Source organism: Streptomyces sp. NPDC090127, from assembly GCF_044746945.1.
Taxonomy (GTDB): Bacteria; Actinomycetota; Actinomycetes; order Streptomycetales; family Streptomycetaceae; genus Streptomyces.
The window spans coordinates 798,057-824,698 of the sequence record NZ_JBIVDE010000001.1 but is presented as its reverse complement, the minus strand read 5'-3'; the positions used below and the strand labels follow the sequence as shown (position 1 = coordinate 824,698).

Sequence of the window (26,642 nt, the reverse complement as noted above, 5' to 3'; positions counted from 1 at the left end):
CACCCTATGCGTCGGGTGCGACAACGCGCCGCACCGTGAACTCGCCCGCCACGACCCGGGCCCGCAGCTCCTCGTCCACCGCGACCTCCTCCGGGGACCGCACGACCGACCCGTCCGCCCGCTGGAGCACGGCGTACCCCCGCTCCATCGTCGCGGCCGGCGACAGCGCCCTGACCCGGGCCCGGGTGTGCGACAGCTCCGACTCGGCCCGGTCGAGCAGGTGCCCGAGGGTCCGGCGGCTGCGGGCGAGGAGCGCGTCGAGCTCGTCCTCGCGCTGCTCGACCATCCGCTGCGGATGCTCCATGACCGGCCGCGCGAGCGCGTGCGCGAGGCCGCGCTCCTCGCGGTCGAGCAGCCCCGTCATGGTCCGCAGGGCCCGGTCGCGCAGCGCCTGCACCCGGTCGAGCTCCTCGCCGACGTCCGGTACGACCTTCTTGGCGGCGTCGGTCGGCGTGGAGGCGCGCAGGTCGGCGACGAGGTCGAGGAGCGGTGCGTCCGGCTCGTGGCCGATCGCGGAGACCACGGGCGTACGGCAGTCGGCGACGGTCCGGATCAGCTGCTCGTCCGAGAACGGCAGCAGATCCTCGACGCTCCCGCCACCCCGGGCCACGATGATCACGTCCACCTCGTCGTGCGCGTCCAGCTCCTTCACGGCCTGGACGACCTGGGGCACGGCCTTCACCCCCTGCACGGCCACGTTCCGCACCTCGAAGCGGACGGCGGGCCAGCGGCGCCGGGCGTTCTCCAGGACGTCCCGCTCGGCGGCGGAGGCGCGACCGACGACGAGGCCGACGAGTTGGGGGAGGAAGGGCAGCGGCTTCTTGCGGTCGAGGGCGAAGAGCCCCTCGGCGCCGAGGCTCCGCTTGAGCTGCTCCAGGCGGGCGAGCAGCTCGCCGATGCCGACCGGCTTGATCTCCACCGCCCGCAGCGACAGCTGCCCACGCGGCGCGTACCACTCGGGCTTGGCCCGCACGACGACGCGGGCGCCCTCGGAGACGATGTCGGCGACGGCGTCGAAGACCTGGCGGTAGCAGGTGACGCCGATGGAGATGTCGTACGAGGGATCCCGCAGGGTCAGGAACACCACCCCGGCGCCTGGCCGCCGCGACAACTGCGTGATCTGCCCCTCGACCCAGATGGCACCGAGCCGGTCGATCCACCCCCCGATGAGCCGGGAGACCTCTCCGACGGGCAGCGGGGCTTCGGCGGACGTAGTGAGAGCCATGAGCCGAGCGTAGTGGTGGCCACCGACAGGGGGTGCGCGGGAGGAGGGCGTACGCCCGAGGAGGGTTGTGCGCGGGAGGAGGGCGCGCGAGGAGGGTTGTTGCGCGGGAGGAGGGCGCGCGAGGAGGGGGCGGGGCCGAGTCGTACGTGAGGTTGGCGTGGGGCTCAAGCCAGGCCTTCCGGGGCCTGGGCCTGGAGCCAGCCCCGCTCCGGGCTCAAGCGCTCCGCGGCGTCGTCCCCTGGACGGCCAGCACGATCAGGCCCACTCCCAGCCAGATCACGCCCACCACCTGCGCCGCCACCGACGCCTCGACGATCACCGCGATCAGGATGGCCGCGCCGACCACCGGCATCACCACGTGGCGCAGCCAGTGCGGCGGCCCTTCCATGCGGCGTACCGCGAACCATCCCACCACGCTCGCGTGCAGCAGCACGAAGGCCGTCAGCGCGCCGACGTCGACCACGGAGACCAGGTGGTCGAGGCCGTCGTCCCGTTGCGCCGCCCACACCGCCGCGACCATCGTCACCGTCGCCGCCAGCAGCAGCGCCACCCGGGGCACGCCCGAGTCGGTACGGGCCAGCGGCCTCGGCAGCCGCCCCTCGCGCGCCATGGCGAACAGCAGCCGGCCGGCCGCCGCCTGCCCGGCGAGCGCGGCGAAGGCCGCGCCGATCGCCTTCGACACCGCCACCAGGTCGTGCAGCCAGGTCCCGACCGACACGTCCACGGCGTCGTAGAACGCGGACCCCTGCTTCCCCGGGTCCGCCGCCAGCTCGGCGGACGACAGCGGTTCGAGGAGCGCGACCAGATACGTCTGGGCCACGAACAGCAGACCGGCCAGGACCAGGCAGAACAGCACCGCCCGTGCCACCTTCTCCGAGCCCCCGGTGACCTCCTCCGCGAAGGAGGCGATCGCGTCGAAGCCGAGGTACGAGAGCACGGCCACCGAGACCGCCCCGATCACGGCCGCCACCGAGAACGTGCCGTCGCCGGCCAGCGGTGACCACCAGTCGCGCCGGGGGCCGTCCTGGGCGAGGACGACGATCGCCGAGACGACGAAGACCAGCAGCACCACGATCTCCATGGCGAGCACCGCGAAACCGACGCGCGCCGCCGCCCGCACGCCCCACAGGTTGAGCGTCGTCGTCACGACCACGGCGATCGCCGTCCACACCCATTGGTCCACCTCGGGGACCAGGGCCTCCATCGCGATGCCGGCGAAGAGGTACGCGACGGCCGGGATGAGGAGGTAGTCGAGCATCGCCATCCACCCGGCGACGAACCCGGGCCCTTCGCCGAGCCCCTTGCGGGCGTACGTGAAGACGGAGCCGGCGAACGGGGCGACCCGCACCATCTGCGCGTAGCTGAAGGCCGTGAACGCCATCGCGACGGTGGCCACCACGTACACCAGTGCCACCGCGCCGTGCGACTTCGCGTCGAGGGTGCCGTAGATACCGACGGGCGCCATGGGCGCGATGAAGAGCAGCCCGTAGACGACAAGGTCGCGGAACCCCAGGGTCCGCCGCAGTCCGGTGTGCCGTGCCACCTGTGCTTCCTCGGCCATGGGCCCAGTCTCGGCCACGGTATGGATCACGGACCGTACCGACGCGGCCGAAGCACGCCCGGCGCGTCCCGGGCGCTCCCCGGGGCTCCCCGGCGCGCCCCGGCGTCCGGACCGGAGCCGACCGCAGGCCGCCCGGCCGATCGACCCGCGACGCCCGGCCGATCGACCCGCGGTGCCCGGCCGTAACCGGCCGTCGTCTCCCACGGCCTTACGATGGGACGCATGACTGCGACGCCCGCGACCAACCGCCCGAAGCGTGTCCTCCTCGCCGCTCCCCGCGGCTACTGCGCGGGTGTGGACCGTGCCGTGATCGCCGTGGAGAAGGCCCTGGAGCAGTACGGCGCGCCGATCTACGTCCGCCACGAGATCGTGCACAACAAGTACGTCGTCCAGACCCTGGAGCGGAAGGGCGCGATCTTCGTCGACCAGGCGACCGAGGTGCCCGCCGGCAACATCGTGATGTTCTCCGCCCACGGCGTGGCCCCGACCGTGCACGAGGAGGCCCGGGAAGGCCGTCTGAAGACCATCGACGCGACCTGCCCGCTGGTCACGAAGGTGCACAAGGAGGCGGTCCGGTTCGCCAACGAGGACTTCGACATCCTCCTGATCGGTCACGAGGGCCACGAGGAGGTCATCGGCACCTCCGGCGAGGCCCCCGACCACATCCAGCTCGTCGACGGCCCCGAGGACGTCGCCAAGGTCGAGGTCCGCGACCCGTCCCGGGTCGTCTGGCTCTCGCAGACCACGCTCTCCGTGGACGAGACGATGGAGACGGTGGACGCGCTGAAGGAGAAGTTCCCGCAGCTGATCTCCCCGCCGTCCGACGACATCTGCTACGCCACGCAGAACCGGCAGCTGGCCATCAAGGAGCTCGCCGGCCAGGCCGAGCTGGTGATCGTCGTCGGCTCGAAGAACTCCTCGAACTCGATCCGTATGGTCGAGGTCGCCAAGCAGGCGGGCGTCCCGGCGGCGTACCTGGTCGACTTCGCGAGCGAGATCGACGAGGCCTGGCTGGAGGGCGTCACCTCGGTGGGCCTGTCGTCGGGCGCGTCGGTCCCGGACGTCCTCGTGCAGGAGGTCCTGGAGTGGCTCTCCGAGCGGGGCTACGTGGACGTGGAGATCGTCAAGACGGCCGACGAGTCGCTGACCTTCTCGCTGCCGAAGGAGCTCCGGAACAAGGACCTGCGCGCGCAGGCGGCGGAGCTGGTCCAGGAGTGACGCGTACCTCCTGCCTACGGAGTCCCGCCGCCCGCTCCTCGGGCGCGGGGTAACTCCCTGGTCAAGGAGTGTCGCTCCGAGGAGTCACGGCGGGCGCGAGCCCTTACCGTGGGTTCCATGAACGTCTTCGGAGTGGACATCGGCGGTTCGGGCATCAAGGGCGCTCCCGTGGACCTGGAGCGCGGAGAGCTGACGGAGCCCCGCCACAAGGTACTGACCCCGCATCCCGCCACACCCGACGGTGTGGCGGGATGTGTCGTGGAGGTCGTGGAGAACTTCGGGTGGAAGGGCCCGGTCGGGGTGACCTTCCCGGGTGTCGTCACGGGCTCGACGATCCGTACGGCCGCGAACGTCGACAAGGGCTGGGTCGGCGTCGACGCGGGCAAGCTGATCAGCGACCGGCTCGGCGGACCGCCGGTGACGGTCCTGAACGACGCGGACGCGGCGGGGGTCGCCGAGATGACCTTCGGCGCGGGCCGGGGCCGTCAGGGCACGGTGATCCTGCTGACCTTCGGTACGGGCATCGGCTCGGCGCTCTTCGTGGACGGCAAGCTCGTGCCGAACACGGAGTTGGGCCACCTGGAGCTGAAGGGTCACGACGCGGAGAAGCGGGCGTCGACGAAGGCCAAGGAGGACGAGGACCTCAGCTGGGAGCACTGGGCGCGGCGGGTGACGAAGTACCTGGCGCACGTGGAGATGCTGTTCTCGCCGGAGCTGTTCATCATCGGCGGGGGAGTGAGCCGGAAGGCGGACAAGTTCCTGCCGCTGATCGAGGACATCAAGGCGGAGATCGTCCCGGCGGAGCTGGAGAACAACGCGGGAATCGTGGGCGCGGCGATGGCGGCGGCGGCGCGACGGTAGGGGCGGAAGGGGCGGGGACCCGCCGGAAGGGGCGGGGACCCGGGGGCCTGGGGCGACGGGGGCGCTGGGGCCTGGGCGACGAGGGCTCGGGGCCGCTCGTGGGCCTGGGGGCCTGGGGCGAGGAGGGTCCGGGGGCGCTCGTGGGCCTGGGGCGAGGACGGTCCGGGGGCGCTCGTGGGCCCTCGCCTACGGGGCGGGTCGCCGAACGGCCTGAGGAGCCGCGCCTGCGGCCCCGCCCATGCCTCCCGGGGCTCCCGTACCCCCGGAACCTCCCGTACCCCCGGAACCTCCCGTACCCCCGGGGCCTCCCGTACCTCCCTGGCCCGGGTGGCCGTTCCTGGTACGGGCGGCGGCGGCGCGCTGCCGGCGGCCCATGTCGCGTACCTTCCGGACGCTGGTGATCAGGCCGGCGACGAGCGTGCCGCCGTACAGCCATCCGGCGTGCACGGCGAGGGCGGTGACGACGGCCATGGCCTGGCCGCCGAAGCCGCCGGAGCCGCCCGAGATGGGGACGACGCCGACGGCGAAGGCGATGGGCACGCTGATCGGGGCCGTGACGAGGTCGGCGGTGCGGACCCAGAGCGCGGTGAGGGCGCTGACCGGCAGGAAGAGCAGGCCGTAGACGAGGGGCGAGCCGTCGAACAGCAGCCAGTCGAGGAAGCCGAGGACCAGCATGGTGGCGGAGGCGAAGAGGCCCGCGCCGAGGCCGGTCAGCCGGGGGTTGGGCAACCGCCGGAGGGCGAGGACGAAGGGGGCGACGGGGGGCGCGGGCCGTCGCACGGGCACGGTGACGGGCACAGGCCCGCCGGGCGTGGCCCGCTCGACGCGGCCGCGGCCCGGGCGGGCGGCGACGCGGTAGACGGCGGCGCCCTCGACGAGCGCGCCGGGCGGCGTCAGAGGGGTCTGCGGCCGCCGGCGGCCTTGAGGCTGACTTGTCCTGTGCTGCTCCACCCCACCAACGTAGGTCGGGAAGGGCCGGCGTACCGGCCCAGGACACGCCCTTTGGGTGACCTTGCCCGTGAGTTCGACCGAAGGTCGCCGTCACAGGCCGGTTCGCGACCCCCGTAAACTGGGGGATCGGCCCATCCACCGCACCCCCATCCGTACTCTAGGAAGTCGCCACCGTGTCGCTCACGATCGGAATCGTCGGTCTGCCGAATGTCGGCAAGTCGACCCTGTTCAACGCCCTGACCAAGAACGACGTCCTGGCGGCCAACTACCCGTTCGCCACGATCGAGCCGAACGTCGGTGTCGTAGGTGTCCCGGACGCCCGCCTGACGAAGCTGGCGGAGATCTTCAGCTCGCAGCGGGTGCTCCCGGCGACGGTCGACTTCGTGGACATCGCGGGCATCGTGCGCGGCGCGAGCGAGGGCGAGGGCCTGGGCAACAAGTTCCTGGCGAACATCCGCGAGTCGGACGCGATCTGCCAGGTCATCCGTGCCTTCAAGGACGAGAACGTCGTGCACGTCGACGGCAAGGTCTCGCCGAAGGACGACATCGAGACGATCAACACCGAGCTGATCCTCGCGGACCTCCAGACGATCGAGAAGGTCCTCCCGCGCCTGGCGAAGGAGGCCCGGATCAAGAAGGACGTGGCCCCGAAGGTCGCGGCGGTCGAGGCGGCGAAGGAGATCCTGGAGCGCGGCGACACGCTCTTCTCGCAGGGCATCGTGCAGGGCTCGGACAAGACGGAGCTCCTCCACGACCTGCACCTGCTGACCACGAAGCCGTTCCTCTACGTCTTCAACGTGGACGAGGACGAGCTGACGGACGACGCGTTCAAGGACGAGCAGCGCGCGCTGGTGGCCCCGGCGGAGGCGATCTTCCTCAACGCCAAGCTGGAGCAGGACCTCGCGGAGCTGGACGAGGAGGACGCCATGGAGCTCCTCCAGTCCGTCGGCGCCGAGGAGCCGGGTCTGGCGATCCTGGCCCGCGTGGGCTTCGACACCCTGGGCCTCCAGACCTACCTGACGGCAGGCCCGAAGGAGTCCCGCGCCTGGACGATCAAGAAGGGCGCGACGGCCCCGGAGGCGGCCGGCGTGATCCACACGGACTTCCAGAAGGGCTTCATCAAGGCCGAGGTCATCTCCTTCGCCGACCTGGTCGAGACGGGCTCGGTAGCCGAGGCCCGCGCGGCGGGCAAGGCCCGCATGGAGGGCAAGGAGTACGTCATGCAGGACGGCGACGTGGTGGAGTTCCGCTTCAACGTCTAAAGCGTCTGGCGTAAGGCCGTCTGACCTGCGGCGGAGCAGGTTGGGCGGCCTTCGTGGTCCGCACAGAGTCCGCAGCGGGCTGACTTTTGTCAGCGCGTGGGGGAGCGGCTACGCCGCTTCGTCGACCTGTGGCCGGGCATCGGCGGACTGGTCCGCGTACGCCTTGTCGACGGCGGCCCGGGTCCGCTCCTCGGAGTCGGGCCACAGGTGGGTGTAGATGTTCAGCGTCATGGCCGCGTTGGTGTGGCCGAGACGCTCAGAGACCGTCTTCACGGACTCGCCGTGCTTGATCAGCAGGCTGGCATAGTGATGCCGGAGGGCATGGGGTCCGGTGCCCTTCGGTATGCCGGCCTTCGCGCAGGCGGGCCGCCAGGACCCGTCCATGAAGTGCGTGTAGACCACGGGTCCGCCCTGCGGCGCCGTGAAGATCCAGCCCTCGGGCCCATCGGCGGGGAAGTCCCGCAGGTGGGCCTTCATCGCATCCACCGCCATGCGGGGGAGCGGGACCGTGCGGTGCGAGCGAGCGGTCTTGGGCGGGCAGACGTACACGCCGTGCTTGGCGGTCTGCTGGATCTGCTGCTCGACCGAGACGGTCGCGTGCAGCAGGTCCACGTGCCGGAGCTGGAGGCCGAACAACTCGCCGGGACGGAGCCCGGTGGCCGCGCCGAGCAGCACGAGGCCCTTGTACCGGGCGGGCATCTCCTCGGACAGCGTCCGCACCTGCTCGACGGCCAGCGGCACGATCTTCTTCCGGGGCACCGAGGGCAGCTTCGCCTCGGCGCACGGGTTGTGAGGGATCATCCGGTCACGGACGGCCGCCCGGAAGACGGCGTTGACCGTGTTGAAGACCGTCCGTGAGGTGCTGGCGGCCAGCCCGTGCGTGGTGCTCAGGCTGGTGACCCAGCTCTGTACGTCGCCGGGCTTGATCGCGCCGAGTGCCCGCTTCTCCCAAGCCGGGTAGACGTAGCAGCGCAGGTGCTGGGCCACCGCCTTGGCCGTGGAAGGGCGGTGCGGCTGGATGGCCCGCCATTCCTCCGCGTAGTCCTTGAAGGGTTTCTTCGCCGACCGCGGGTCGACGTACTGACCGGTGACCAGGCTGGCCGTGACCTCGTCGATCCACCGTTGGGCGTCGATCTTGCGGTCGAAGTGGCGGGCGTGCTCCTTGCCGTCGAGGTCGCGGTAGCGAGCACGCCATTTGCCGTTGGGGCGCTTCTGGATGTTGGCCAAGTGGCCTCTCCTTCTTGTCGGTTGTCAGTAGTGGCCGCCGTCCTCGATGTCGCTGCTGAGCGTGCGAGCGTCGCGCTCGTCGCCCATGAGGCGGAGGCACTGCTCGTGGATCGCCCGCGAGCTGTCGGGATGGGCCTTGATGTGGTCGGCGATGGCGACCACGGCGTGATGGAGGCGGTCGCGCGCGTCTCGGGCCTCGTAGAACGCCTCGACGGCCTCTTGGACGAGCCGTCGACTGTCGATGTCGAGCCCCTCCAGGGGCGGTGACATCAGCTCTTCGAGAGGAAGCTCGAAGACGCGGGAGAAGGCGAGGGCCTCGTCGAGGTTGATGCGCCGGCGGGGGGTGCCGTTCTCGATGCGCCAGACCGCTGTCTGGTTCATCTTGATGCCGGCTCTGGTCACCCGCTCCGCCAGCTCGGTCGTGCTCCACCCTCTGACCTCGCGCTCTAGGGCGACGCGTGCGGCCACGTTCCCCTCGCTGTACAGCAGTGGCACTTCGCCACCCTCGGGCTTGTCGCCTGCCATCGAACCTCCATCATCACCATCGCTATCCCAATTGAAACATGAGCTTCCCGATTTGGGTAACCGCCGATCCTGGGGTACAACTCTATGCAGATCGAATCGTCGCCTAGCCGAATGGGAATGCATGCGATATCTGACCACCACCGAGGTCGCCGAGCGCTACCGCACGGCCGAGAGCACCGTCCGCTACTGGCGCCACATCCAGAAGGGGCCGCGCGGCATCAAGATCGGCAAGCGGGTGCTGTACCCCGAGGCGGAGCTGCTGCGCTACGAGCGCACGCTGATCGACGGCCAGGAGGAATGGGGCCTGGCCTCGTGAGCCGCCAGCAGTCCCGGACACAGCAACGGCCCCCGGCGCGCCAACGCCGAGGGCCGGAGATTCCCCTGCACGTCGCCCATCCCTAAACGAACGAACGAACCGGTGAGGGGCGGGACCTTGCCCGTCCCGTCCCTCACCTGAGAGGAACGTCTATGGAGGACCCTACGTCCCCCGCCGCCTCGAACGCATCCGAGGTTGTCTGGCCCACCCCCGCGGTCCCCGGCCAGGGCATCCCCTGGCGCAACGGGGACCGAACGGAGTCACGGTCCCCTGCTTCGACGGGTGTTCCGGTCGGGGACCGAAACTCCGTCAGCGTGGAACATGCGCAGGTCAGCGCCTTGGGGACCGGTCCCGTCGAACCGGAAGCCGGGGACCGGACAGTGACTTCCGGTCCGCCGGTCCTCGAACCCGGTCCCCGAATAGCGGGCGAGCACGGCGCTCTCCGAGCCAATCTTGAGAGCCACGGTCCCCGCGCATCTGCGGGGACCGTGGTCCCCGACGGCGGATCGGGGACCGGGGACCGCGCTGGTACGGGCGGCGAGACGGCCGAAGAAGGAGCCGCGCTGCTGGATGACCTACGTGCGGCGATCGGCCGGTACGTGGTGCTGCCGAGCGAGGAGGTATTGACCGCAGTCACCCTCTGGGTGGCGGCCTCCCATATCCAGCCGGCTCTCCAGCACGCACCGCGCCTGGCGGTGGTGGGACCGACCAAGGGGTGCGGCAAGTCCCGGGTCCTGGACGTGCTCCACGAGACCGTGTCCCGGCCGATGATGACGGTGAACACCTCGCCGGCGGTGGTCTTCCGGATCATCGGCGAGGATCCGCCGACGCTGCTGGTGGACGAGGCCGACACCATCTTCGGCCCCAAGGCCGGCGACAAGGAGGACCTCCGGGGCCTGCTGAACGCCGGCCACCAGCGCAACCGCCCCGCCTGGCGGATCTCCGGCCCGGAGCACAAGCCCACCGCGTTCCCCACCTTCGCCATGGCCGCGCTGGCAGGCATCGGCGACCTGCCGGACACGATCATGGATCGCGCCGTCGTGCTCCGCATGCAGAAGCGCAAGCCCGGCGAGAAGGTCGCCCCCTTCCGCTCCCGGCACTCCGTCCCGGAACTGAACACGCTGCGCGACCGACTGGCCGCGTGGCTGACCCCGCTGCGCGGGACAGCGCACCGGCTGGTGCCACCGATGCCGGTCGAAGACCGGGCCGCGGACACCTGGGAGCCCCTGGTGATCGTCGCCGACCTGGCCGGCAGCCACTGGCCCGCCCAGGCCCGTGCCGCCTGCCTGGCGATGACCCGGAACGAGGTGGTCCAGGACGAGCAGACGACCCTGAAGACCCGGTTGCTCCGGGACATCCGCCGCGTCTTCGAGCAGCAGGGCGACCGGGAGGCTCTGCGCAGCCACGATCTGCTCGCCGCCCTCATCCAGGACGCCGAGGCGCCCTGGGCCGAGTACGGGACGAAGGGCCTGAACGCCTACCACCTGGCCAACCTGCTGCGCGACTTCGGCATCAGCCCGGCCAACCACCGCTTCGAGAACGGCAGGCAGGCCAAGGCGTACGCCCGTAACCAGTTCCTCGACGCCTGGGCCCGCTACTGCCCCGACCCCGCCCAGCCGATCCCCGCAGCCGGCGAGACCGTGGTCGCACGTCGAGCCCAGGGCAAGCCACCGGCGCCTCCGTCGGGGACGTTGCCCATCGGGCCGCCCGGTGGGCCTGCCGGCCCCAGGCCCACTCGCTGACACCAGCTCCGTATCAATCCGTCGCATCCGTCCCCGCGCAGGTCAGCGCGGGGACGGAGTTCCTTGCCGATACGGATCACTCCGTACCTGCGACCGCTTCCGTACCTGTCCTGACCAGCTACGGGACGGATGCAACGGACGTGACGAAGCCCCACCGCACACGACTACCGGAGCACCACCGTGTCCGAAACGAGCACCGACAACTCCCCCGTCCGCCGCCGCGAGGGATTCTTCGGCCTGACCCGCCGATCAGCAGCAAGCTGGAGCGAACGAGCCTCTAACGAGGCTTCGTCCGCGCTTGCCCCCGCCCCAGGGGAGGCGGAGGAGAAGGCCGGGCGCCAGGGGGCGCCCGAGCCGGGGGAGGGCATAGCCGAGACCAGTTGCCCGCCCGCACCCAACTCCGTCGCCCCAAGCACCCAGCCGCCGGCCGATGTCCAACCGCCCGCCGAGCAGCCCTCCTGGCGGGACCTCGACGCCCCCGTCCTGCCCGCCCTGATGAACCGCAAGCGCACCGTGGAGAAGCGCGACCAGGAGAAGACCATCCGCTTCACCCGGACCGCTGTAAGCGTGATCAGCGCCGCAGCTCACCAGCGCGGCCAGAAATTTGCCGGATTCGTCGGCGACGCCGCTCTGGCCGTCGCCCTCGGCAAGGCGGGCCTGGTCGGCAGCCCGGAGGACGACCCAGTCCGCCCGCTGATCGAGGCCCTCGAGGCACACACGGTCGCGCTGAACCGCATCGGCAGCAACCTCAACCAGATCACCGCAGCCATCCACCGAGGAACAGTGCCCGAGCGCGCCGAAGCGGTGCTGGACCGCGTAGAGCAAGCAGCCGAGAGCAGCTACCAGCTGATCGACCAGCTCCTGACGGAGGGCACCGCGCATGGTTCCTGACGTCTCCACCGGCTCCGACACCCGCGGACTGATCGTCTACCTCTTCGGCCCAGGCCGCCGCGACGAACACACCGACCCTCACATAGTCGCCGCCTGGGACATGGCCGGCGCCCCCGACCCCGGCCGCGACCCGGCAGCCACCTACACCCAACTCGCCAAGCGCCTCGACCACCACGTCGACCTGCGCACCCGCGAACTGGGTGGCAAGAAGCCACCTCAGCACGTCTGGCACTGCCCGGTCCGCACCGCGCCCGGCGACCGCTACTTCACCGACGCCGAGTGGGCCGAGGTCGCGCGCCGCATCGTTCGCGCCGCCGGCATCGCCCCCGAAGGTGACGAGAAGGCATGCCGGTGGATCGCGGTGCGCCACGCCGACGACCACATCCACATCATGGCCACCACCGTCCGCGCCGACGGACGCCGCCCCCGCACCCACCACGACGGCCAGCGCGCCCAAGCCGAATGCCGCAAGATCGAAGCCGAGTTCGGCCTGCGCCGCCTGAAGTCCGGCGACCTCACCGCGCCCCGCACCCCCACCGGCGCCGAACGCGCCAAGGCCGAGCGCCAGGGCCAGACGGTCACAGCACGGCACTGGCTGCGCGAGCAGGCGTACGCGGTCGCCGCCGCCGTACGAACCGAAGCCGACTACTTCACCGTGCTGCAGTCCCTCGGCATCAAGGTCAAGACACGCCTCGGCCCCGAGACCGGCGACGTCATCGGCTACAGCCTCGCCGCCCCCGGCGACACCAACGCGGCCGGCGAACCCGTCTGGTACGGCGGCTCCAAACTCGCCCCTGACCTCTCCATCAACCGCCTACGCGAACGCCTCCCCGACCAGAAGGTGGCCGACCGCCCCCGGCATGTCGCGGACCCCGCCGCCCTATGGCGGCACACCACCACCGCCATAGACACGGCACGCACCGTGCTCGACTCCGGTGACGATGCGGCCGCCCAGGGCCACCTGGCCGCCTTCGGCGATGCCCTGTACAACATCGCCAGCGCCACGACCGGCCCTCACCGGGCGGAACTGCGTTCAGCGGCGATGGCGTTCAACCGCGCTCGCCGCTCCGCCATGCGTGCCGACCACGAGGCTGCCACCGCCCTGCGCAAGGCCGCCAAGGAACTCGCCTACGCCTCCGGCGAGCCGGGCGGACTCGCCATCGCCCTGCTCTTCGCCACCGTGCATCTGGCCCGCGCCGCCGCCAAGTGGCACGAGCAGCGTGGCCACGAGCAGCAGGCCGCTGCGGCCGAGGAAGCCTTCCGCCACCTCCAGGCGGGCTACCAGCAGGCCGCCGCACCCGTCCTGGCTGACCTGGCCCGCCGCGCACCGCGAGCCGCGACCGCCCGCCGCTTCGAGCAGGACGTTCGTGCGGCCCTCCCCGACCACGCCGACCGAATCCTCGCTGACCCCGCTTGGATCGCCCTGACCACAACCCTCGCCCACGCCGAGACCGCCGGCCACAACCCCCGACGCCTCCTGGCCGAAGTGGGCACCCAGCGAGAACTCGACAGCGCCGAGCACCCCGCCGAGGTCCTCAACTGGCACATCACCGCTCAGCCGAACCGGCGAGCACAAACGGCTCGCAAGCGAAGTGCGGTTAACGACAGGTCGTTCCTCTCTGTCAAGGCAAACCCGCCAGCCACGCCGGTGGCCGATCGCTCCCAGCCGCAATCCCTGCGAAGGGGACGGTGACGCGGAGGCCGACAAGCCCGCTTAAGGAGCCGTACCTCCGCTCATATCGAGCGGAGGTACGGACAGCGCGTCAGCCATCGGGGGTTTTGTGTCCGGATCTGCCCGGATTGAGCACCATGGTCTCGGCGTTGACCGCACCTCTGGGTACCGTCATCTGCCTGCGACCTTTCCATCAGATCAGCTACCCTACGTGCTGCGGGTGGGACTGGGGGTGATGAGGCCAGTGGGGGTGTTGGCCTTTTCTCTTACGAGAACCCGCCTGTCAAGCATGAGACAGGGCTCTGCCCCACCCCTGCAATATCCGCAGCTGGAACCCCAACCCTAGAGCCAGGACACAACCAGGAACGGTTCAGTGGTGGATGAGCAGTTTGGGCTGGAGGCAGTGGCGGCCGAGCAGGCCGTTGTTTCTGTCTTCAAGCAGATAGTTGCCGTCCTTGCGCGCCAGGCGAACGCGGCGATCGATGACGCGGCTCTGTTCCGACTAGCGGACACGCTGTTCGCTGCGTTTGCCCGCGCGGGTGAGGACGGGCTGACAACTGAGCAGATCCGGGCGGCATGCTCCGCCTTCCCGGAAGAGGTGATCGACAACCGGCTGGGTGTCCTGCGGAAGCTTGGAGCGATCCAGCCCGCATTCGATAAGCCCTACCAGCGTGAGTACCGGGCCTCGTTCACTAGCTACGTGTCGATGCTGTTCGTTCAGCGGATGCTGGCCCGCGGAGGCCAGTCGGAATTGCACCAACTTCTGACGATGGAAAAGATCAGGCTGGAGGGCGGGGAGAGTACAGCCGAGGAAGCCCTTGAGGTTGCCGTCGGAATCACCACCGCGCTTCGGCTCCTTGTCGCCGAGCTCGTAGCGTTGACTGTCAACGGCACGGTAGAAACTCTGCGGGAGCGTGCGCCGCTGCTGTGGAACGCAAAGTCACTGATTGACCAGGCGTCCGCGGTGCACGAGATCATTCTGGAGTTCTGGCCAGAGCTCAGCCGCATGTGCGGGGAGCTGCGATCTGCGATCGCAGCCTACGAAGATGCCTCGACAAACGCATCGGCACGCCTGATGGCAGCAGCGGGGACGTCTCGGGCACTGAACCTGCTACCGCCCGAGATGTGGAAGCGCTTCGCGAAGCAGGCAACCGTAGATGAGCTCGCGGCGGTCCTGGCTGATCAGGTCTTCGATGCGCCGTCCCCATGGCACGATGCCGCCGACCTGGCGGAGGCCGTTGCGTGCAGGCCGCAGTCAACCGGCAACCGTTCGACGCCACCGCGTTCCCGGGTTCCCGACGACAAGGAGCCGCCCTACCAGGAATGGAAGGACGCGGAGGCCGAGCGGCTAGCGGCAATTGCCGAAGAGGTCCTCAGCGGCGAGGACTCTGTTGCAGTCGAACACCTTCTGTCGGACATGGATTGGTCAACAGCACGCCGCCTGCTGGCTGACCTGATTGCCGCGAGCAACAACGACCGGCTCGGCTACCGGCTGGCATGGTCCGGCCCGGTCCAGGTACGGGCAGGTAGCGTGCCGTCCTGGCTCACCTCTGGCGTGTTCGAGCGAGTACGGAGGCCCGTGTGAGTGATGCGGACGCGGCGCTGTGGTGGGCGAGGGCGCGAGCGGAGGGCCCGTTGCGCATGTCGGCAGCTACAAGAACACCGGCTGGCATGCTGCGCATGGTGGAGCAGGGTGGTGAGCGCTGCTGGCTGCTGCCCCGTCCACCCGACGACGTGACGCCGGCCGTGCTGCGCGAACTGCGGATGTCTGCGCTCCCCGTGGAGTTTCCGAATGAGACCAACCGGGTCCTCGCTGCGGCGCTGCGGTGCTGCTGGGCCGACGTCCAGGCAAGCCCGTGGCCGGGCCAGTCGGCAACGATGCACGAGGTGATGGACGTAGTGGACCAGCTCATCCCCGGACGCGAAAGAGAAGTGCTGCATCGCTTCGGAATGGGAGCGTTCCGCCGTCTGCAATCCAGCCGATGGTTGGTCATCGATGATGAGGCACAGACAGTCCGCCTCGGCCCCCGGGTGGCTACGTGGTCGGACCAGGACTTCCCCGTGCTGCGGGATCTGTGGCGGGAGCTGCCGCCCCCTCGACCTGACGGGAAGTCGGACCGATGAGCGGCCTGTTCGATGACCTGCTTCAGCCGCTCGGCGACAAGCAGCGCGACGCGTTGGTCTCGGCCTGGGCCGCACTTGAGTACGGCAGCGAGCCCGCCAGCGAGGCGGCGCTGCCCGCCCTTCGGGACGCGGCGCTGCGTCACCTGCTTGACCAAATGCTGCACAGGACCGGCCGCACGCTTGTCCCCGCGGGCGCCTACCTCTGGACATCGGGGTACCGGGACGACATCGCTGCGGAACTTGTGGCGAGTGGCTGGGGGATACTGCCGCCACTGGAAAGGGCTGCGCTGATTTTGGTGCTGATCCACTCAGTTGCGATCCCGCGGGCAGAAGGACGCCTGCCCGGGGACGACTGGCAGTCGAACCACCCGACGACACCGACCCGACTGCGGAAGCTTTCGCAGATTCACGGACAGCGGCGTCTTTCCGATGCCCTGCAATGGCTGCGCGCGGCCGGGCTGGTCCGCGTGGCGCGCGCCGCTGACCACGAGACAGCAGGGGCCTCCTACGTCCCTGGGCCCGCGCTACGCCGGCTCACTCCGGCCGCGCGCCAGCGACTGCAGGAGAACCTGATCCTGGCCGTGGGCCCAGACACCGCGCTCGCTACGGCGATCACGGTCCGCCGGAACCTCGGCCACCCCCAGAAGTGACGATTTCTCTGAGGAGCGGTGCATGAGCGACAAAAAGCCGCCAGAAGACATTGTCGGTGAACGTGTCCTGGTCGGCCTTCAGAGCGTGCGAATTTCCAGGCTTTCCACGCACCCCATCCCGGTTGCAGCTGGCACTCTCATCGCCGTGGCCGGGCAAGGGCCGAAGGACTCCAACGGGGCAGGGAAGTCGTCACTGCTGGCCCAAATTAGCTTGCTGCATGCCGATGAGCAGTGGCGATTCGGCTCCGGCGCCCCCGCCGCAGTCGACCTGCTGTTCAATTCCGAGGACGCCGGCGGTGAAGACCGCTGGGGCAACGCCGACCACGGGTACCTCGTCGGCGTTTTCGCACCCGCCGTCGGAACCCTCGATCAGCTACAGGCCGGCGCCCTGACCGTGTGGATCCGGATCGACCGCAGTAGGCAGAAAGGGCCTCGGCTGAAACTGCGCTGGCAGGACGGTCTGCTTCTACCCGCTGGAGACAGTGAAGCCGAACGGGAACAGGCCGCCGACTCGCTGTGGCAGGCCCTGCCCGCGCGGGCCGGACGGCATGACGTGGCGGCCCGTGACCTTCCGCGCACCCTCTACGGGGAGCACGTGCGGTGCGTGTCGTTCCTATCGACATCAGTACGGGCCAGCGCCGCCCCCAACCTCCTCGCCCAACCGCTCAACGAGATTTCCGAGCGACGGATCTTCGAGGCAATCGCTGCGCTCACCGGCATCGACCACGAACTGCAGCAGGAACGCCAGGCACGCCGCAACGAGTACGACCGCCTCCAGGAAGCCAGCAATGCCGAGTCCGACCTAGCCACCTGGGAAGAGCGCACCCAGGTTATTGAGGACGGTATAGACGCTCGCGACCAGGCGCGCCAGTGCGTCGTCGAAGCCGCTGACCGCTGGCGGTCACATATAGCACGGCGGCTGTACGACACCCTCCAGCGCGACGCCGACATCCAAGCCGAGATCGCTGGGATCGACACCGAGATCGAGCAGGGCAGCCGTAGGGTGCATGAGCTGGTCAGACGAGTGAAGGAGCTGGCCGACGACGAGGCGTTCACACAACGGCAGCAAGTCGCGATGAGCACATTCGACAGGCTCGACAGCGTCGACCGTGACCTGGACAAACAGGTTGCAAAGCTGCAACAGAAGATCGAAGAAGCCGACGGCCTGCTGCGCGAGGCCGAGCGAAAGGCCCGTGACGCCGACGGGCGCGACGAGCCAACCGCCAACCAAGAACGCGCTGACGCGGACGCTCACTTAGAAAAGATGGTCAAGGCAGTCGGAGTGGCGGAGAAGGCGCTATCCGACGCCAAAGCGATCCTGGAGGACGCGGAGAGCGGCAGAGACCTGGCCCGGCAGCAGATCGACGTCCTTGCGACCGAGAGAATCAGCGCCATCTGTCTGCTCGACGCCATTGTCCTTACCGACCAGCAGAGGCCAAAGTGGGAGCCGGCCCTTTGGCCGTACCGTGAAGCCGCCGTCGTGGACTCCGACGATCTCGACAGGGCCAGTGCGCTCCTCGCGGACCTACCCGGCTCGACCCTGATCGCGGCCAACCTGACCGCAAGAGCGGGGCACGTTGACCTCCCAGGCAATGCCCACCCTCAATACGACCTGAGTGGCTTCCTCGCGGCCCTGGACACGCGAGTCGTCGCCCGCACCAACCCTGACCGCGTCCACGACGAAGCGGGCATCGTGACTATCGGCGGCTTTCCCAGACCCGTCACCGACCGCGCCGCCCGCATTGCCGCCGCACGAGAGCGCGTCCATCAGCAATCTGACATTCACCAAGAGGCCGAGAGGAAGCGGAAGACTGCCGTACAGCAGGTCACCGTGGCTGAGCGTCGGCAGAAGGGTGTAAGAGCCGCAGCCGAGGCCGTTAAGCTGGACAGGAAGATCAGCAATCTGAAGGTGAAAGATCAGGCCGCTCAGGATGAGCGCGCGAAACTGATCCCTGAGCTCACCGCTGCAGCCGCCGAACGGGACGAGGTGCTCCGCCTGGCGGCAGTCCGCGAAAACCAAATCACGTTTCTGCGCGAGCAGAAGACCGCCCTCGACAAATCAAACAAGGGTCGGCGAGAGGAGATTGGAAACCTCAGGAAGGAGCAAGCACAGCTAGACCTTGACGGACTGAAATCCCACTGGGACGGCACCCTCGAATCCGCCAGCGAGTACCTGCTTGCCTTGCCAGATAACCAGCAGTCCTGGACGGCGGAAGACTGGTGGGAAGAAGCTAAGAATCTGATCAGCACCGCAATATCCAAGTGCTTCCCTCCCACCGCCTCTGAAACTATGCCGAGGGAAATCACTGGCCTGCTGGCAGAGTTCAGTCAGCGTGGACCCGGCAGCAGCACAAGGGCCCAGGCCGTCTTCACCCCGCTGCGCCACGCACTCCATGTCTACCTGCGCCAGCACGAAGACACCGACCAGTACGAGCGCCAGCAGATCGCCATTCAGCGTAACGAGCGCCGCGAGAGCCTGGACGCCGCACGGATCGGCCACGAGGAGGCTGTTCAGGCCAGCCGGGCCCACCGCGGGGCGCTCACCTCTGCCATCAAGCAGAAGCTGGTCGACGTCGCAGCGGCGTTCGACCGGCTCGATATGGCCCATGGCGGATACGGGGCTTGGCTCGACTGCGCCGAACCTCCACCGCCGGCCGACCCCACCGAGGACTGGGACTGGAAGGTCACGCCGATGTGGCGGCGCGCCCGCGGACGCCGGCACATCCCCTACAACCGACGGGCCAACACCGCACAGATCGATGATCGGGCGATCAAGCTCGTGTGCGCCGCAGCAGCCGCCAGCGGCACGGGCCGTCCACTCGTCCTTGTTCTCGACGAACTCGGCCGCAACCTCGGCAAGCAGCACCGCCGCGAGGCGGTCGCGCTGCTTGGCCAGATCGGCAGGGAGAGCGGCATTACCGTCGTCGGCGCACTGCAAGACGACATGGAGTCCTACGCCATCGACGCCTGCGGCGAGTACGTCAAGCTGCGCCGCAGCTCAGACTCCAGCCCTTACAACGAGCAGCCCGTCGTCGTTGGCTACGACGAGCACGGCCCACGTGTCGAACTGCTCAGGGCCTGGCTGACCGGCAACGAGTACCAGGAGCCGGTATGACCGCCAGGTCCCGCCCGCGCGGCTTCGCCATGCGGCACCTCAGCGTCTACCCCGGCCTCACCACGTATGCAGTCCCTCTCCCCGATGGTAACTACAGCACCGACCGCCATGGCAATCCCAAGATCACGCGCGTCACTCTGGAGCCCGAAGGCTTTCCTACACCCCGCCGCCCGCACGGCCTAACCGACAGCCAGTGGGCCTTCGCCATCAACAGCCCCCGCCGATGGCAATCCGCCGTGACCATGTTCGGCGTCCGCGCCGAGGCCATAGCCGCAGAGCTCGCGCGCAACGGGTGCATCGTCCTCGAATGCGATTTCCGCGGCGCTCGTGTGGTCCTGCCACCCCGCGGCTGGGTTCCTCATCCTGACCTGCACGCGGCTCGTCAAGAGCACACCCGTCAGCGCGCCGCCCGAAGGTCCGCTCAGGGCGACGAGGCACGCCGTCTTGCCATCGAGCTTGCTCCCTTCCCGGCTGCCGGTCCACTGGTGGCTATCCTCCTAGCGCAACGGGACGGGGCCTATCGTGACCACGTCATCGAGGCCGCCCGTGCCCTTCTCACCGACGAGACAATGACCGACACGGACGAGGCCGCGCCGTGGGCAGCTGTGAGGTGGCTTAAGCGCGGAACGAAGGCGGACTACGACAGGGACCAGGAGCCGCTCGCTGAGGGCGGTCAGGGAGCGGTCTACGGCGGCGTGCACAGGCACACCCGTATCCCCGTCGCTATGAAACAGCTCCGCTACGGTGATGAGGACTCTATACACCGCATGGGCCGCGAAATCTCCATCGGGCACCTCTACGGAGAACACCCGAACGTTATGCCAGTGATTGACTCTGACCCAGACGGGCGGTGGTTCGTCATGCCTCTTGCGAACGGCAGTGCCGCCAGCCACGCAGAACGTTTACAGCGGGAGACAGGAGCCCTCCGGAACCTCGTCACGGCGATCTGCGAAGGACTGCGCCGTCCACACGCCGACGACCGGATCCACCGGGACATCAAGCCAGCAAACGTTCTGCTCCTCAACGGCAATTGGGTCGCGGCAGATTGGGGGCTTGGTCGTCAGCCCCGAGGGGAGACTAGCGTTCCGCGCCGAACTCGGACCGGCACCGGTTTCGGGTCCGAGGGATTCGCCGCGCCGGAGCTGTCGTCCGGGAATCCCCATTATGTGACGGCTGCTGCCGATATCTACAGCATTGGGCGGCTCATCGCGGCCATCCTGACCAGGGAGCGTCCGGAACAGAACCTTCCACTGCTGCCCGCACGCGGACCCTGGCGAGCAGTAGTAGCAGAGGCGACTCGCCACAATCCCACCGACCGACCGCAGGACGTGGACGAGTTCCTTGGCCTGCTCAAGAACATCCCGTGACCGTTCCCACGTCGTCCCAGCTTTGCCAGGCGCTGAGCCTGGTCCGCCCAGCCAAAAGGATCACGTTTCCGATGACGCGCATCGCGCTAGAGCCGTACTTCCTGCACCAGGATCAGGTTCAGTCTCTCCTTGGCGAGCAGCGGACAGAGTCCGCGCGGGCACGGGCTGCCCGCAGGAGCGAGCCAGAGGCAGCGTTGCCCTACGTGCTTGCCGCAGAACTAGCCGAGGCGCTTTCCTCGCTGGGGGTCAGCGAGTTGGCGAGGTGCGTCCTGGAGCAGGACCTGCGCACGGGGCAGGTCGTCGGAGCTGAGTTGGATTTTGCGTTCCAGCGGGACCGGGAACAGGACATCCCAGGCTTCAAGCCGATCAGCTTTGCAGCGATGCTCGACGCGGGTGAGCAGGTGCGCGTCACTGGCACGTTCAACTCGGCAAGAACCGCCAGCTCGTCTGCGGCCGGCAGCCTCGCAGGGGCCAGGCGGGCCTACCTGATCGGAACGATCACCAATCTCAGTGCAGCGCAAATTGAGCTCAGGCCGGTCTTCATCGGAATCAGGTCGTTCATCGATGGCGATCTCGTCGTCGGGGGGCTGACGCCGGGAGCGCGGGTGTACCCCAGCGATATCAGCCAATTCAGCGGTATCGACTTCACATCTCCCTTCACTGAGGCTGAGAGTGAAGCGGTCCTGCACGTGCCGGAGGATGTGGTGAAACACGCCTTCGCCGAACTGATCGGCGAGTCGTATGTCCCAAAGGACTGGGGTGGAGAACGCTCGGACCTCTACACATCACGAGTGTTTGCCCGCGGACACCAGGTTTCGGCTGCATGGCTGTTCAAGGGACCCGGCTATCCTCGCGCCATGGACGTCAGAGCCCTGGGCAAGAACGGCGACCAAATCGATCGGTTGTTCACCGAGCCCGCGGAGCTACTCGTTCTGCAGCACTGCCATCAGATCAAACCGAGCGTGGTTGGCATGATGGACGCCTACGCCCACGATGCTCGACGCCCGCGCTCCTACATGATCATCGACGGGACTGACACCGGACGCATCCTGAGGTCGCTAGGCATGCTCCCAGCATTCCCAGCAAGTCTGCCTCAGCAGCACCAGCGAGCGGGATTCCCAAGGCAAGGTGAGCTCTTTCAACGCGACCACTGATTGAGTGACGAGCTCGATACCCGCAACGCACAAGGCTCCTGTGCTGTTGGCGGAGAGCTCGAAGTCTCAACCAACAAGCTCAGGCGTCATGTCGGTCGGTACGCAGCCGATCTTCCGCACATCTTGGTCGAGTGGGGCACCATGCTCATCAGGCTGATGCCCTCGCTGCTCATGGCAGCGAGGGCATCAGTCGTCAGGCGGCGTGGGCTGCGGTCAACTGCGAGGCCCACGTCGTGACCTCGGTCAGGTGCTCGGGCTGCAGCCCGAGGTGCGGGTCGGGCTGCACGAGGAGGGTCGCCGTCCCGCGGGCGGCGCGCTCCGCCGCCCAGGCGTGGTCGAGGCTGGTGAAGTCGTCGTCGATCCACACAGCGGGGGCGTCGGCCAGCCATGCGTCGACGTGGTCGCGCTTCCAGAGGTAGCCGTTGGGGTGGCTGGTGGTGATCTGGGGACGCGGCAGGTCGACGTGCGGCAGAGGCGGGAGGCCAAGGAGCGGTCCGATCAGGGTGGCGGCGTCCTGCCGCCAACTGGTGCACCAGACCGGCGTGACCAGACCCGCACGGATCACGTTCATGAGCAGGCGACCGTGGGCGGGGTCGAGCCAGACGGTGACCGGGTTATCGGCGCTCCGGCCAGCGGGCACGACGTCGTGGCGGGCGTGAGTGGTCGGGGTCGAGCCGTGCTCGTCGGGGAAGGGTATGAGGACGCCGTCGACGTCGAGGAGCAGGTAGGGCGGGCGCATCGGTCCTCCAGGGGCCGGGGCGAGGGGCGGCGGTCAGAGCTTGCGGGCGCGGATCAGCAGGGTGGTGGGCCAGTGGCCCATGCGGGGGTCGTGGAACTCCTGGGCCGAGGTGAGCCAGAAGCCCGCCCGGCTGAGGTGCCTCTCCCACCGGTCCGTGGAGAACTCCCAGCGGGCGATGGGGAGCCGGGTGCGGTCAGGGAGGGTGACGTGGTCGCGACGGGGCAGGTCGTCGCCGGAGGGGCTTCGGCCACCACGCTGCGGGTGGGGGACGGAGAAGGCGAGCACTCGTCCAGGCGTGAGGCGTTGGGCAATGGCCGGCAGGAGGAGCTCGGGAGCGACGAGGCCGACGGCTCCGAAGACGGAGTAGATCGCGTCGAACTGCTCGTCGGAGGCGTGCAGGTAGTGCAGCGCGTGGCCAGCCACGAAGGTGAGGTTGTTCAGCCGTCCGTAGTGGGAGCGGGCGCGGCGGACCTGGAGGCCGACCAGGTCGACGCCGGTGACGTGGGCGCCGTGGCGGGTGGCGAGGTGGGCGGCGTTGTGTCCGGGGCCGCAGCCGAGTTCCAGGAGTCGCTTGCCGCGCACGTCGGGGCCGAGGATCTCGGCCCCGGCCCCTTGGCCGGGCCTCGTGGTCCACTCCATCCGCGCAGGCACGGACAGGGGTTCGGCGAGTCCGGTGGCGGTGCGTTGGAGGGCGTGGGCGTGCCACGGGGAAGCCTGGGCGAGCACGTCAGATCTCCAGGAGGTGGAGGACGTCGGTGAGGTGGCGGCGGACGGCCTTGATGTAGGCGGGGTCGGTGGCCGGGTCGTTGATCCAGCGGATGGACTGCGCCATGAACCATTCGACGGCCCACATGCGGTGCCAGCCCAGGGCCCAGTTCTCGGCGGCGAGCCCGCCGCGTGGCGCGAGGGCGTCGGGGGTGCCGCCGGCGGTGACGTACTGCTCCAGGAAGACGCGCAGGCGTACGGGGTGCGGGGGCTCGATGGTGCCGTGCCAGCTGGCGAGGTCGAGCAGGCCGGGGCCGGTGAAGGCGCGGGCGAAGTCGAGCAGCCGCCAGCCGCGCTCGCCGATGTGGAGGCTGGTGGGGTGGAACTCGGAGTGGACCCAGCCGAACGGTTCCAGCGTCGCTCCGGCCGAGCGGGCCTCGGCGGCCTGGGCGATCCGGTCGAGCGCGTCCTCGACGTCGTCGGCGTCCTGCCACCGGTCGGCCTTGCGGAGCCGTTCGAGGTGCTCCAGTGCCCGGGTCGGGAGCGCGCGCAGCCGGTCCTGGTCGAGGACGGGCAAGGGCGGAGCCGTACGGGTTCCGTGCAGGACCACGGCCGCGGCGACGCCGTCGAGGTCGTCGGCCTCGCGGACGGATGGTCCGAGGTCGTCCATGAGCATGCCGAGCCAGCCGTCCAGGACGGCGGAGGCGTGGACCTGGGGGACGGGAACGCCGAGGGTGTGCGCCAGGCGGAGGGCCTGGTCCTCGCTGTCGAAGGGCTTCTTGGCGTACTTGAAGATGGCCGTGGTGCCGTCGGGGAAGGTCACGCGCTCGACGCCGGACATGGACCACACGCGAACCTCCTCCCGTACGGCGGTGGTCTGGCCGGTCGCGGTGAGCAGGTTGTCGAGGAGTTCGGCGCTGGGGTTTGTGGTCACGGGAGGGCTCCGGGGGGTGGTGGCGTCCGGGGCGGGCGAGGGATGCCGGCCCGCCCCGGAGCCTGATCGGGTGGTTACGCGGCGGGGGTCACGCGGTGGGCGTAGACCTGCTCGATCCAGCCCGCCTTGAACGCGGCGAGGTCATCGCGGAAGTTCGCCATCGAGGCACCGTAGGGCGCGACCACGCCGCCGGACTGGTCCGGCACGGACTGGCAGCCGTGCACGAGCCGGCCGCCGAGGGCGGCGTGGGCCTTGATGGACTCGATGCGGCGGTGCTCGTTGAACCAGCCGCCGTGGTAGACCTCGTCGAGCATGCCGCCCATGTCGTCGTCCAGGTCGAAGACGACGGAGGTGGCGGCGGGGAAGAACCAGCACGGGCCGACGTTGGAGATGTGCCCGTCCAGCTCGACCTTGTTGAGCGCCATGAGCGTGGCGGCCTCGCGGAGCATCCGCAGGTGGTCGGCGGTGATCTGCGGCAGGCCGAGGCCGGCCAGGTGCTCGTCGCGGAAGAGGTACGCGTACACCTCGTACGCGGTGGCGAGGACGCGGGCCGCGTCGGAGGTCGACTCGCCGTGCTGCTTGATGAAATCGAGCGCGAGCTGCTCGACCGCGCTCTCGGTCGTCTCGTCCGCACCGAGGAGCTGGGACTTGACCAGCTCCCAGTCGGCGACGAGCCAGGTGTTCGACTCGAAGCGGAAGAAGTACTCGGTTGGGTCGATGGTGATGCGCTGGCCGTCGACCTGGATGCCGGGCAGGCGGCTCCAGCGCGGGTCGAACGCCTCGGGCAGCTCGACCGTGATGGCCGTGGTGTCGATGGTGGTCACCGTGTCTCCGTCTCTGATCGGCCGGGTTCGGGCACAGGAATGCCCGAGCCCGGTGTGGGCGTACGGAACTTCGGGGTGCCGCCCGGACCAAGGGGGAGCCTGGATCACGGTCGTGCCGTTCCGGGCGGCTGCTGATAAGTGAACCTGTGGTCACGCTCAGTGGGTACGGTGGAGGGCAGTTGAAGCGGTATACGCGGTTTACAGCTCCGGAGTGGAGGCGATCGTGGCGGCGCAGAGAGACCTCAATTGCCGTCTGCGCGACGTCATCGCGGCGGTCGACTGCACCTACGAGGGCCTCGCCAGAGACGTGCGGCGCATCGCCGCCGAGAACGGCGAGATCCTCCAGACCAACAAGTCGGCCATCTCGCACTGGGTGAACGGCACCCGCGCACCGTCGGGCCGGGTGGGCCAGTACCTGGCCGAGGCGCTGTCCCGCCGAGCGGGACGTACGGTCACCCGTACCGAGATCGGCCTCCAGGCCGGTGATGACGAAGAGTCGGCGGAATCCGACCCCGTCCTCGCCGTCACCGATCTGGGCCGCGCCGACGTCGAGCGCCGCCGCTTCCTCACCATCGCGGCCTTCACCACCGCTGGCGTCGCCATGCCGCTCGGTTACGACCACGAAGCCACCGCCCGCATGCTCCGCGCCCGCACGGGCACGTCCCTGGTCGGCGCGGAGGATGTGGACGTCGTACGCCAGATCACCGCGGCCTTCAGCGCCGCCGACGAGCGCCTCGGCGGCGGGCACGGCCTGACCACCGTCACCGCGTACCTCGCCGACACAGCCGCCCCTATGCTGCGCGGACGCTTCCCCAACGAAGCCTTACGCCGGACAGCCTTCGGCGCCGTCGCCGAACTCGCCTACCTCGCAGGCTGGAAACACCACGACCTCGGCCAGGAAGGCGCCGCCCAGCGCTACTACCAGGTCGGCTACAAGCTCGCCTGCGAAGCCGACCCCCACGGCCACGCAGCCTGGATGATGCGCGCCCTCGCCCACCAGGCCCTGAGCCTCAAACAGCCCCACCACTGCGTCGACCTCGTCGAAGGCGCCCTTCGCACAGGTCTCGGCCACGTCGACGGCCAGACCGAGGCCCTCCTCCACATCACCCACGCCCGCGCCTACGCAGCCACCGACGAGCATTCGTCGGCCGCACGCGCCCTGCTCGCCGCCGAGGACGCCCTCCTACGGGACGACGGTCCTCAGCCCAGCTACTCCCGCGTCAGTGGCCCCGCCGCCGGTACCGTGGCCAGTCATACCGCCCGCACTCTGACCGACCTCTCCGACCACATCGGCACCGAACAGCAGCATCGAGACGCCCTCACCCGCTGGGACCCCGAGAAGTACAAGCGCGTCCACGCCCTCACCCACGCCGACCTCGGCGACAGCCTCGCCGCCCAGGCCCGCGCCGACGAAGCCGTCGCCGCCTGGACCCAGGCCCTGGTCCTCATGGAGGGCATGACCTCCGACCGCACCCGCAAAGCGATCACGTCGATCCGCTCCACCCTCGCGGTCTACCAGCGCCGCAAAGTGCCCGGCGCCGCCGATCTCGCTCGCCGCGCCCGCGAGGCCCTCGCCTAA

General features: G+C 69.2%; 23 protein-coding genes. 14 read left to right on the top strand and 9 right to left on the bottom strand.

Going from position 1 to position 26,642, the window contains the following annotated elements:
• Positions 1–4: 4 nt before the first annotated feature.
• Positions 5–1,225, bottom strand: coding sequence for an exodeoxyribonuclease VII large subunit (gene xseA, locus ACIPPS_RS03605; RefSeq protein ID WP_401426318.1), 1,221 nt, complete (start codon positions 1,223–1,225; stop codon positions 5–7).
• A 214-nt stretch (positions 1,226–1,439) separates the two neighbouring features.
• Positions 1,440–2,786: an APC family permease gene (locus tag ACIPPS_RS03600; protein WP_401426315.1), complete on the bottom strand. Its 1,347-nt coding sequence runs from the start codon at positions 2,784–2,786 to the stop codon at positions 1,440–1,442.
• A 213-nt stretch (positions 2,787–2,999) separates the two neighbouring features.
• Between ACIPPS_RS03600 and ACIPPS_RS03595 the strand changes: the two genes are divergently transcribed.
• A complete protein-coding gene (locus ACIPPS_RS03595; protein ID WP_401426313.1) occupies positions 3,000–4,004 on the top strand; it encodes a 4-hydroxy-3-methylbut-2-enyl diphosphate reductase in 1,005 nt (334 codons plus the stop codon).
• A gap of 117 nt (positions 4,005–4,121) precedes the next feature.
• Positions 4,122–4,865 (top strand): polyphosphate--glucose phosphotransferase, encoded by a 744-nt coding sequence (ppgK, locus tag ACIPPS_RS03590; RefSeq protein WP_401426311.1) that lies wholly within the window; start codon positions 4,122–4,124, stop codon positions 4,863–4,865.
• Between the two features lie 186 nt (positions 4,866–5,051).
• Here the strand turns inward: ppgK and ACIPPS_RS03585 are convergent, their stop codons facing one another.
• On the bottom strand, positions 5,052–5,663 hold the full coding sequence (locus tag ACIPPS_RS03585) for a DUF6542 domain-containing protein (protein ID WP_401427196.1): 612 nt from the start codon (positions 5,661–5,663) through the stop codon (positions 5,052–5,054).
• 326 nt (positions 5,664–5,989) lie between these two features.
• Here ACIPPS_RS03585 and ychF point away from each other — a divergent pair, with 326 nt between their 5' ends.
• Positions 5,990–7,078, top strand: a complete 1,089-nt coding sequence (gene ychF / locus ACIPPS_RS03580) for a redox-regulated ATPase YchF (RefSeq protein ID WP_401426309.1) — start codon at positions 5,990–5,992, stop codon at positions 7,076–7,078.
• Between the two features lie 108 nt (positions 7,079–7,186).
• Here ychF and ACIPPS_RS03575 read toward each other — a convergent pair whose 3' ends face one another.
• Together ACIPPS_RS03575 and ACIPPS_RS03570 are read right to left on the bottom strand one after the other, a co-directional pair.
• Positions 7,187–8,305, bottom strand: a complete 1,119-nt coding sequence (locus tag ACIPPS_RS03575; RefSeq protein ID WP_401426307.1) for a tyrosine-type recombinase/integrase — start codon at positions 8,303–8,305, stop codon at positions 7,187–7,189.
• A 24-nt stretch (positions 8,306–8,329) separates the two neighbouring features.
• Positions 8,330–8,830, bottom strand: coding sequence for a helix-turn-helix transcriptional regulator (locus ACIPPS_RS03570; RefSeq protein WP_189510162.1), 501 nt, complete (start codon positions 8,828–8,830; stop codon positions 8,330–8,332).
• 121 nt (positions 8,831–8,951) lie between these two features.
• Between ACIPPS_RS03570 and ACIPPS_RS03565 the strand changes: the two genes are divergently transcribed.
• The 10 genes from ACIPPS_RS03565 to ACIPPS_RS03520 all read left to right on the top strand — a co-directional run bounded on the left by ACIPPS_RS03565 (position 8,952) and on the right by ACIPPS_RS03520 (position 21,861).
• Positions 8,952–9,146, top strand: coding sequence for an AlpA family transcriptional regulator (locus ACIPPS_RS03565; RefSeq protein WP_043473837.1), 195 nt, complete (start codon positions 8,952–8,954; stop codon positions 9,144–9,146).
• Between the two features lie 488 nt (positions 9,147–9,634).
• The gene (locus tag ACIPPS_RS03560; protein WP_043473840.1) at positions 9,635–10,888 is read left to right on the top strand and encodes a DUF3631 domain-containing protein; all 1,254 of its coding nucleotides are present in this window, start codon (positions 9,635–9,637) and stop codon (positions 10,886–10,888) included.
• A gap of 180 nt (positions 10,889–11,068) precedes the next feature.
• The gene (locus ACIPPS_RS03555) at positions 11,069–11,779 is read left to right on the top strand and encodes a hypothetical protein (RefSeq protein WP_350714401.1); all 711 of its coding nucleotides are present in this window, start codon (positions 11,069–11,071) and stop codon (positions 11,777–11,779) included.
• Positions 11,769–13,472: a relaxase/mobilization nuclease domain-containing protein gene (locus tag ACIPPS_RS03550; RefSeq protein WP_401426303.1), complete on the top strand. Its 1,704-nt coding sequence runs from the start codon at positions 11,769–11,771 to the stop codon at positions 13,470–13,472. The genes ACIPPS_RS03555 and ACIPPS_RS03550 overlap by 11 nt, the downstream gene beginning before the upstream one ends.
• A 355-nt stretch (positions 13,473–13,827) precedes the next feature.
• Positions 13,828–15,036, top strand: a complete 1,209-nt coding sequence (locus ACIPPS_RS03545) for a hypothetical protein (protein ID WP_043466069.1) — start codon at positions 13,828–13,830, stop codon at positions 15,034–15,036.
• 86 nt (positions 15,037–15,122) lie between these two features.
• A complete protein-coding gene (locus ACIPPS_RS03540) occupies positions 15,123–15,575 on the top strand; it encodes a hypothetical protein (protein ID WP_050363969.1) in 453 nt (150 codons plus the stop codon).
• Positions 15,572–16,225 carry a hypothetical protein gene (locus ACIPPS_RS03535; RefSeq protein ID WP_350714406.1) on the top strand — a complete coding sequence of 218 codons (654 nt, stop codon included), beginning with the start codon at positions 15,572–15,574 and terminating at the stop codon, positions 16,223–16,225. Before ACIPPS_RS03540 ends, ACIPPS_RS03535 begins: the two co-directional genes overlap by 4 nt.
• Before the next feature lie 22 nt (positions 16,226–16,247).
• The gene (locus ACIPPS_RS03530; RefSeq protein ID WP_401426300.1) at positions 16,248–19,340 is read left to right on the top strand and encodes a hypothetical protein; all 3,093 of its coding nucleotides are present in this window, start codon (positions 16,248–16,250) and stop codon (positions 19,338–19,340) included.
• Positions 19,337–20,707 carry a protein kinase gene (locus ACIPPS_RS03525; protein ID WP_401426297.1) on the top strand — a complete coding sequence of 457 codons (1,371 nt, stop codon included), beginning with the start codon at positions 19,337–19,339 and terminating at the stop codon, positions 20,705–20,707. The genes ACIPPS_RS03530 and ACIPPS_RS03525 overlap by 4 nt, the downstream gene beginning before the upstream one ends.
• A gap of 71 nt (positions 20,708–20,778) precedes the next feature.
• The gene (locus ACIPPS_RS03520; protein ID WP_350714410.1) at positions 20,779–21,861 is read left to right on the top strand and encodes a hypothetical protein; all 1,083 of its coding nucleotides are present in this window, start codon (positions 20,779–20,781) and stop codon (positions 21,859–21,861) included.
• A 193-nt stretch (positions 21,862–22,054) separates the two neighbouring features.
• On the opposite strand, the gene ACIPPS_RS03515 is transcribed toward ACIPPS_RS03520, so the two are convergent.
• From ACIPPS_RS03515 to ACIPPS_RS03500, 4 genes are all read right to left on the bottom strand, one after another.
• A complete protein-coding gene (locus ACIPPS_RS03515) occupies positions 22,055–22,600 on the bottom strand; it encodes an HAD domain-containing protein (protein ID WP_350714412.1) in 546 nt (181 codons plus the stop codon).
• 33 nt (positions 22,601–22,633) lie between these two features.
• Positions 22,634–23,326, bottom strand: coding sequence for a bifunctional 2-polyprenyl-6-hydroxyphenol methylase/3-demethylubiquinol 3-O-methyltransferase UbiG (locus ACIPPS_RS03510; protein WP_043465987.1), 693 nt, complete (start codon positions 23,324–23,326; stop codon positions 22,634–22,636).
• 1 nt (position 23,327) lies between these two features.
• Positions 23,328–24,239, bottom strand: a complete 912-nt coding sequence (locus ACIPPS_RS03505; RefSeq protein WP_401426293.1) for a phosphotransferase family protein — start codon at positions 24,237–24,239, stop codon at positions 23,328–23,330.
• A 74-nt stretch (positions 24,240–24,313) separates the two neighbouring features.
• Positions 24,314–25,063: a hypothetical protein gene (locus ACIPPS_RS03500; protein ID WP_401426290.1), complete on the bottom strand. Its 750-nt coding sequence runs from the start codon at positions 25,061–25,063 to the stop codon at positions 24,314–24,316.
• Positions 25,064–25,286: 223 nt separating this feature from the next.
• Here ACIPPS_RS03500 and ACIPPS_RS03495 point away from each other — a divergent pair, with 223 nt between their 5' ends.
• Positions 25,287–26,642, top strand: coding sequence for a hypothetical protein (locus ACIPPS_RS03495; RefSeq protein ID WP_043466060.1), 1,356 nt, complete (start codon positions 25,287–25,289; stop codon positions 26,640–26,642).